At 60.8% G+C, this 7,373-nt stretch carries 4 protein-coding genes and 1 pseudogene; all 5 read right to left on the reverse strand.

Annotated elements, in window-relative coordinates; genetic code table 11:
• Positions 1 to 106: 106 nt before the first annotated feature.
• Positions 107 to 904 (reverse strand): annotated as a pseudogene (locus EDD77_RS17545) (DAPG hydrolase family protein).
• A 6-nt stretch (positions 905 to 910) separates the two neighbouring features.
• Positions 911 to 1,429: a DUF1097 domain-containing protein gene (locus tag EDD77_RS17550; RefSeq protein ID WP_058963063.1), complete on the reverse strand. Its 519-nt coding sequence runs from the start codon at positions 1,427 to 1,429 to the stop codon at positions 911 to 913.
• Between the two features lie 13 nt (positions 1,430 to 1,442).
• Positions 1,443 to 4,181 (reverse strand): FAD-dependent oxidoreductase, encoded by a 2,739-nt coding sequence (locus EDD77_RS18775; protein WP_077138475.1) that lies wholly within the window; start codon positions 4,179 to 4,181, stop codon positions 1,443 to 1,445.
• Positions 4,178 to 6,298 (reverse strand): FAD-dependent oxidoreductase, encoded by a 2,121-nt coding sequence (locus tag EDD77_RS17560; RefSeq protein ID WP_058963062.1) that lies wholly within the window; start codon positions 6,296 to 6,298, stop codon positions 4,178 to 4,180. Before EDD77_RS17560 ends, EDD77_RS18775 begins: the two co-directional genes overlap by 4 nt.
• Before the next feature lie 24 nt (positions 6,299 to 6,322).
• Positions 6,323 to 7,270, reverse strand: a complete 948-nt coding sequence (locus EDD77_RS17565; RefSeq protein ID WP_058963061.1) for a flavodoxin family protein — start codon at positions 7,268 to 7,270, stop codon at positions 6,323 to 6,325.
• Positions 7,271 to 7,373: the final 103 nt, after the last annotated feature.

The following is a 7,373-nucleotide window of genomic DNA, read 5'->3' on the forward strand; positions in this document are numbered from 1 at the left end:
TATTTCTCCTAAAATTCTTGAAAAAGTCTCTTCCGATCCTGCTTTTCACAAAAAGTGGGGGCTGTTGCTCAACTTCCGTTTTGCAACAGCCCCTTTTCTGTATGGATCAGAAACCAAGGCTTTCCGGGCATTCGGCCCACAGACGGGGCAGAATCGCAGCCAGATTGGAAAATTCCTTGATGTTGTGGGCAAACAGGCCCTGGGGTACAATCTCGGGCAGGCGTACGCCCTCCGGAAGAATTTTTTTGTAAACGCCGTCAATCAGCGCGTAACCAATCCAGAACCGGGAGCAGAACATTACGCCATCCTTGTAGGGGTACCACTTGTGAGTCATGGCGGCGGCGCAGTTGCCCTCGCCGATGGCGCACACCAGCGACTGGCACTGTGCGCTTCCCACCAGCGCCGGGTCGTAGCCGAAATCCGCCGGGCTCTTGAAGCACAGCTTCAGAAATTCCGGCCCCGGGCCCATGTCCTCCAGAATGTAGTGGTTGACGCCCCAGGTTTTCTGGTTCACCGGCACGTTCGGGTCGCAGACATAGTCTGCCCGGTCGGCCCGTGCAAAATAGTGATCCTCCTTGTCTCAGATTTTATAGCGCAGATCGGAGCCCACGCTGTGCCAGGGAAACCACCAGTCCAGCATCTCGCCCGTCACGCCGGGCATGTAGGTCTGGTTGCACACGAAACCGGTGCCGTCCGGCATAACGCCATATCCCAGCTGGCAGAAGTCCTTGTCCTCTCCGGTCAGGAACAGGTTGCGCTGTTCAAAGGGAACCGCGGGCAGGGCAGAGGGGTCGCCTTTCAGAATTTCCAGCTTTTCTGCCGGAATCTCGGCCAGCGGCTGCTCAAAGAATTTGTAATAGGGCAGAGTCATCTCTTCCCGGCTTACGCCAACTGCTTTGTTCATATCATGTCACCTCTTGGAATCGGAGTGTTTCGTAAAAAGACGTACAAGCCGCTTTTGCACCAGGTTCAAAAATACGCCCACATACCATACGCCCACCAGCATTGCTGCGCCGATCTGAAGAGGCAAACTGCCCATTCCGGAAAATCCGACCGGGGAAAGAATGGTCAGACCAATGGCCCAGCCGCACAGCCAGGCGGGGCAGAAGATGAACCGGGGTGCCAGCGCACTCAGCAGCACGGCCAGCCCGCCCAGCACAAACAGGGTACAGAACAGGTTCAGATCCGCGCCGAAGGGCAGGTGATCCATGATCCAGAGCGCCAGACAGGCCCAGGCATCGCCCAGCAGAAAACCTGCCGAAATGCGGCCTGCATCGCTGGCCTTGTCGCCGTTGGCGGCACACAGCCCGGCGCAGATCAGAGCTACCGCACCGGTGGTCACGTTCAGGTAGGGCGCTGCCACCGCCCAGATGGGCGGCAGCAGCGCGATGCAAAGCGCAAGGGTCAGGGTTTGTGCTTTGTTTTGCATGCCGTGCCTCCGGTTACTGGCAGTCGGCGATGTACTGGGCAGCACTCTCGCCCGCCATACGGCCGGTGTTCACCGCGAAGCCCATGGAGTTGCCGGGCAGGGTGAAATTGTAGCTGTCGCCATAAATGGTGTTGGCGTCGGAACCGGCGCTGTACAGGCCCGCGATGGGCATGTGGTTCTTGTCCAGAACCTCACAGTAGCGGTTGATGCGCACGCCGCCCACGGTGCCGTAGGCGCCCAGGTAATATTTGCCCACCAGATATTTGCCCTTGCCGGTGATGAGGTGCAGGTACTTCTGGGACTTGTGGAACTTGCTGTCCACGCCGCAGCGGCACATGGCGTTGTACTCGTCGATGGTGTTTTGCAGCACGTCCGGATCGATGCCCAGCTTTTCGGCCAGCTCAGGTACAGTGGTGGCCTCAAAGTAGGCCTCATAGCCCTGCTCCACAGCCTGCGCAGCCTGACCCTCGAAGGCCAGGAAAGCCTCGGCGGGATGTACGATGTCCACGATGTCCGGGCCGTTCTTCTTGTACTCCTTCAGAATGCCCTCGTCCATGATGCAGTAACCGTAGTTGCCGGGCTGCAGTGCCAGTGCGTTGCCTGCATAGGTGGTGTTGCCCAAATCGCCCTCGTTCATGAAGCGTTCGCCCAGCTGGTTCACCATCAGGTTGGGCTGACGCAGCACGGCATCCAGCAAAAACCAGTTCAGGTTATCGGGCAGCTGATAGATGGCTTCGATGTTGGCGCCGAATTTCTCCGCGCCCACTTCCCACATCATATTCAGGCCGTCGCCGGTGATGCCGGGGATGCGGAAGGGGAAGTAGTCCTTGCCGATGTGCAGGCCGAATTCCTTTTCGATCATCTCCGGGTTGTTTCCAAAGCCGCCGGTGGCCACAATCACGGCTTTGCCGCGAACTTCCAGACCATTGCCGTCCTTGTCCACGGCTACCGCACCGCAGACTTTGCCCTCTTCGGTGATCAGGGAGGTGGCGGCGGTCTCCAGCAGGATCTCGCAGCCCAGCTCCTTGGCACGCTGGGTCATGGCCTTTACCATGGCACTGGCGGCACGGGGGCCGATCACGCCGTTCTCCGGCTTTACAATGTGCCAGGTTGCCTCGGATTCCTTGAAGTAACGGAAGGCACCGGCGAATTCCACGCCCATCTCCTCCAGCCATTCAATGGTGTCGGCGCTCTTGTGGAAGTATGCCTGCACCAGATCCTCGTCCACCCGGTAGTGGGTGTATTCCATGTGCATCTGGATGGCCTTGTCCACACCCAGATTGTTGAAGGCGGCCTTCTGGATCTTGGTGTCGATGCCCAGGGGACCCATGCCCATGTTGGCAGCGCCGCCGGTGGCGCTGGACTTCTCCAGAATCACGGTTTTCATGCCCTGCTCGCCGGCGGCGATGGCAGCGGCCAGACCGGCGGGGCCGCCGGCGACGATGACGATATCAGTTTCGATGGTTTTCATGATATTCACCTCAACATGTTTGGGTTGGTTGACGGGAGCCGCCGGGGTCTCCACCGGGGCAACCTGAGGTTTGGCAGGGCGGGCGAACACCCGCTTGCGCTTGGCAGCAGGCAGCGGAGCAGATTCACTTTCCGCCTGCGCGGCGGGAGCCGTACCCTTTACGGGAACAGGGAAGGAAGGCAGCTTGGGCAGCCGGCCACTGGTGCGTTTGATGGCCTGCTGCTCGCAGACGGGCAGGCATTCGCCGCAGCGGCTGCAATCGAAATTGTCGATCACGGCCACCAGTCCCTCGCCGCCTTCGATGCACTGCTTGGGGCAGACAGAAACGCATTTGCCACAGCCGTTGCACAGCTTGGGATCCACATAGAACTGGGTCAGAGCCAGGCAGGCGTTGGCGGCGCATTCCTTGCGGCGAACGTGGGCCTGGGTTTCAGCGGCAAAGGCATCCATTGCACTGAGAACGGGAAGAGCAGCCTCCTCACCCAGCGTGCAGTTGCAGGAAACGGTCATCGCCTGGCCGATTTCCTCGGCCAGATCAAGGTCGCCGGTTTTTGCACGGCCCAGCGAGATGCGCTCGAAGATCTCACTCAGCTGATACAGGCCCTCCCGGCAGAAGGTACACTTGCCACAGCTCTGACGGCGCAGGGTGAGCATTTCCTTTTTGGCCAGATCCACCGGGCAGTCCCGGTCGGTCATGGGCCGCAGCACGCCGCTGCGGCTGGCCAGACTGGCCAGGGTCATGCCCTCCAGCTGCTGAGCGGAATAGAACCGGTGATCAACCAGCAATCCCTTACCGACAGGAAGAATGTCAGTCAACAGAGTGTCAGCAGGGAACTCAGTGGGGGTGGCGTCGCCCACGGCCACCAGGAGACCGGGCTGTGCGCCGGTCAGTCGGTCGGCCATGGCAGCCAGCTGCTCCAGATCCAGCAGCAGATCTGTTTTATGCAGCGCCTTGTTTACCAGTGCCGCCTGCGTGATCTCCAGCGGAAAATCCACCGTTCCGGCGTTGGCCAGCAAAGTCTGGCGATCCACCTCGCAGCGAACCACCAGCTCTGCGCCGGAGGCTCCGGTGAGCAGCGCGGCGATCTTCAAACCGGCCACCACACCGGCGGGATTGGTATGCAGCAGCATGTTCTTCATGCCCTCGGTGTCTGCGTTGTAAAGCGCACCCACCACACGGCCGGATACCGGGGCCATGGTGCCGAACAGTTCTTCCAGACGGGCACGGTCGCAGCTGCGCAGCTGAACCAGTGCGTCAGTGTTGTTCATCAGCAGGCTCATTGCTGTGCCTCCTTTCCGTTCTGATCGTAATCGCTCCAGATACGGGGCGGGGTAATGGTGAACCGCAGGTCACACTGCAGGCAGCGGCCCGCCTCCTGACGCACGCCCTCATCGGCCAGACCAAAGCTCACCGCGTCGAAATTGTTCTCGCGCAGTGCCGCGTCGCGCACAACCTCGGGCTGGCGGGCCTGATGGCCGAAGCCCTCAATACGGCCCAGGAAGGCATCCGGCATCTCCACCGGGGCGAGAACCTCGGAGATATCGCCGCTGCCACCCAGCGCCTTGTCGATCTCGCTGGCAGCGTCACGACCGGCGGCCACTGCCTGAATCACGGTACGGGTGCCGTACACCGCATCACCGCAGGCGTAGATGCCGGGCACGCTGGTGCGCAGGCTGCCGGGCTGCACGGCGATGGAATTGCCGCGGCCCAGCTCCAGACCTGCCTCAGGGCTGATCTGCGTGCGCTGACCCACCGCAAAGATCACGGTGTCGGCCTCAATCACATGCTCGGAATTTTCCTCCTTCTCGATCACCGCACGGCGGTTTTCGTCAAAGGTAAAGGATTTCACATTGCAGAACCGAACGCCGGAAACCCGATCCGGACCCAGAATGGCCTCGAAGGTATGAGCGGGATGGATCTGGATGCCTTCCTCCTGCGCCTGCTCGATTTCCTCCTCGTCGGCGGTCATCTTCTCACGGGCTTCCAGGCATGCCAGATGAATCTCCTCGGCGCCCAGCCGGCGGGCGGTGCGGGCGCAGTCGAAGGCAACGTTGCCGCCGCCCAGCACGATGACCCGCTTGCCCATGCCGGTTTCCACGCCCATGGAGGCATCCCGCAGGAAATCACTGTTCAGCAGTACACCCGGCAGCTCGCTGCCCTCCATGGGCAGGCGAACGCCCTGATGGGTGCCCAGTGCCAGCAGCACCGCGTCGTATTCCGCGCTCAGTGCCTTGAAATCGCTCACCCGGCAGCCGGTCTCCACCGAAACGCCCACGTCGTTCAGATAGGCGGCTTCCTTGGCCACCACTACGCGGGGCAGACGATAGGAGGGAATGCCATAAGCCATCTGGCCGCCCAGCGTGGGATAGGCTTCCTTCAGGGTCACGCTGTGCCCCTGCTTGGCCAGATAGTAGGCCGCAGTCATGCCGGCCGGGCCACCGCCCACCACGCAGACCCGCTTGCCGGTGGCAGGCAGGTGCTTGCTGTTCTTCTTCCACAGCTCACCGCCTGCATGCTCGGCTGCATATCGCTTGATGTTCCGGATGGAAACCGGCTCGTTCACCTCGCCGCGGCGGCAGTTGCTCTCGCAGGGATGAGCGCATACACGGCCCAGACATTCAGGGAAGGGCAGACGCTCATGTACCACGGCCAGCGCCTCTTCCCAGCGGCCTTCCTTAGCCAGACGTACATAGCGGGGTACATCGGTATGGGCCGGGCAGGTGGCCTGACAGGGGATCAGGGTGTCCTTTTTCTCCACAGGAGTGAACTCCACCAGATCCCGGATGGTGCCGGTGGGGCAAACCTCGGCGCAGGCACCGCAGAAGCGGCAGTCCGCGTCGGTGAGCAGCTTGTCATGCAGGGTGCCCACATAGGTTTCCAGCTCTTTTTTGTTGTACTGCAGCACACCCACACCCCGCAGATCGCCGCAGGCGCGCACACAGCGGCCACACAGCACACAGCGGTTCATGTCGTGAATGAGCAGCGGGTTTTTATCGTTCTGGGCAAAGCCCTTGATGCGGGCGCTCATCCGGGTGGCGGAAACGCCCATGTACTGAATCAGAGTCTGCAGCTCGCAGCGGCCGTATTTGGGGCAGGTGGAGCAGTCCTCCGGATGGGCTGCCAGCAACAGCTCCATGGCCAGCTTGCGCAGACTGTGGATGCGGGGGCTGTCAGTGATGACCTTCATGCCCTCGCTGGCCTTCAGTTTGCAGGAGGGCTGCACGCCTTCCATGCCCTCCACCTCAACGATGCACAACCGGCAGGAGCCCAGATCTGGAAGATCCGGGTGATGGCACAGATGAGGGATATAGATCCCGTTCTGCAGGGCGGCTTCCAGCAAATTCATGCCCTCGGGCACGGTCAGCTGTCTGCCGTCGATCTCGATCGTAACGCTCATGTTTGGCGCTCCTTTCTGTGGGGCTCAGTCGATGCCCTTGAACTTCTTTTCCGCATACTTCTGCTTGCGCTGCTGCACCAGCTGAATCTTGGCGGGGTCAGAGAAGAAGCCGCCCTGGGTCTGGGCAATCTCCTCCAGATGCTTGGCGCGACCGGCCACGGTGGTGCGATCCTTCAGCAGACCGTTCTCCTGAATTACAAACTTCCACTTGCCGTCCTCGGTCTGCTCCAGAGTACCGCCGGCGCCGCACACCTGGCACTCGATGGGATAATGCAGGCCGTCCCACTGCTTTTCACCCAGCACCAGAGCGTTGCAGTGGCAGTTGGGGCACCAGCCCATATCCTCTTCGCCCAGCCACTTGCGCTCCTCAGCGGGGGTGGCGGCAGCCTCCATGATGTGCTGGCCCAGCAGGCGGGCACGGGCCAGCAGCTCATCGTCCAGCAGGCACTGGGCGGGGGCAGGAACGCGGGTGGCCAGCAGCATATCCACAACCTTCATGTCGGTGATGAACATGGTGGCCTGCAGACCTTCCAGCGCCATGGACTGCCAGGAGCGGGTGGAACCGCCCACCGAGATCAGGCCGGCTACCCGATCCCGATGCTCGATGGCGCCGATGGTTTCCAGAAAGGAGGTTTCGTAGCTCAGGCTGCGATGAGCAAAGGTCAGGTAGGAGGAAGCGGGCATCAGATCGTAGGTGGGAACCGAGAAGATCACCGCGTCCTGGGCGAGCATTACGTCCATGATTCTCTTTTTGTCGTCCTTCGCATCCAGCGTGCAGCCGGCATACTTGCCCTGCGACATAGCCTTGGTGCAGGCAGTGCAGCCGGTGCAGTCCAGAATATTGAAGTCGCGCAGGTTGATCATGGTTACCTCGGCGCCGGCCTCTTCACAGGCGGTGAGGGCCTCCTTCAGCAAAATCTCGCTGTTGCCGTTTTTCCGTCCGGCAGTAATTCCCATTACTTTGATGCTCATTGGTTGTGAATCTCCTTGTATTATAGAGTAGTAGTTATTAGAGCCCCTCTCCAAGGGCTGTGTGCTACACTGTAAGGGATGCTGTGGATTGGTGTAAATCTCC

This window comes from Allofournierella massiliensis (assembly GCF_004345265.1).
In the GTDB taxonomy this organism is placed as follows: Bacteria; Bacillota; Clostridia; order Oscillospirales; family Ruminococcaceae; genus Allofournierella; species Allofournierella massiliensis.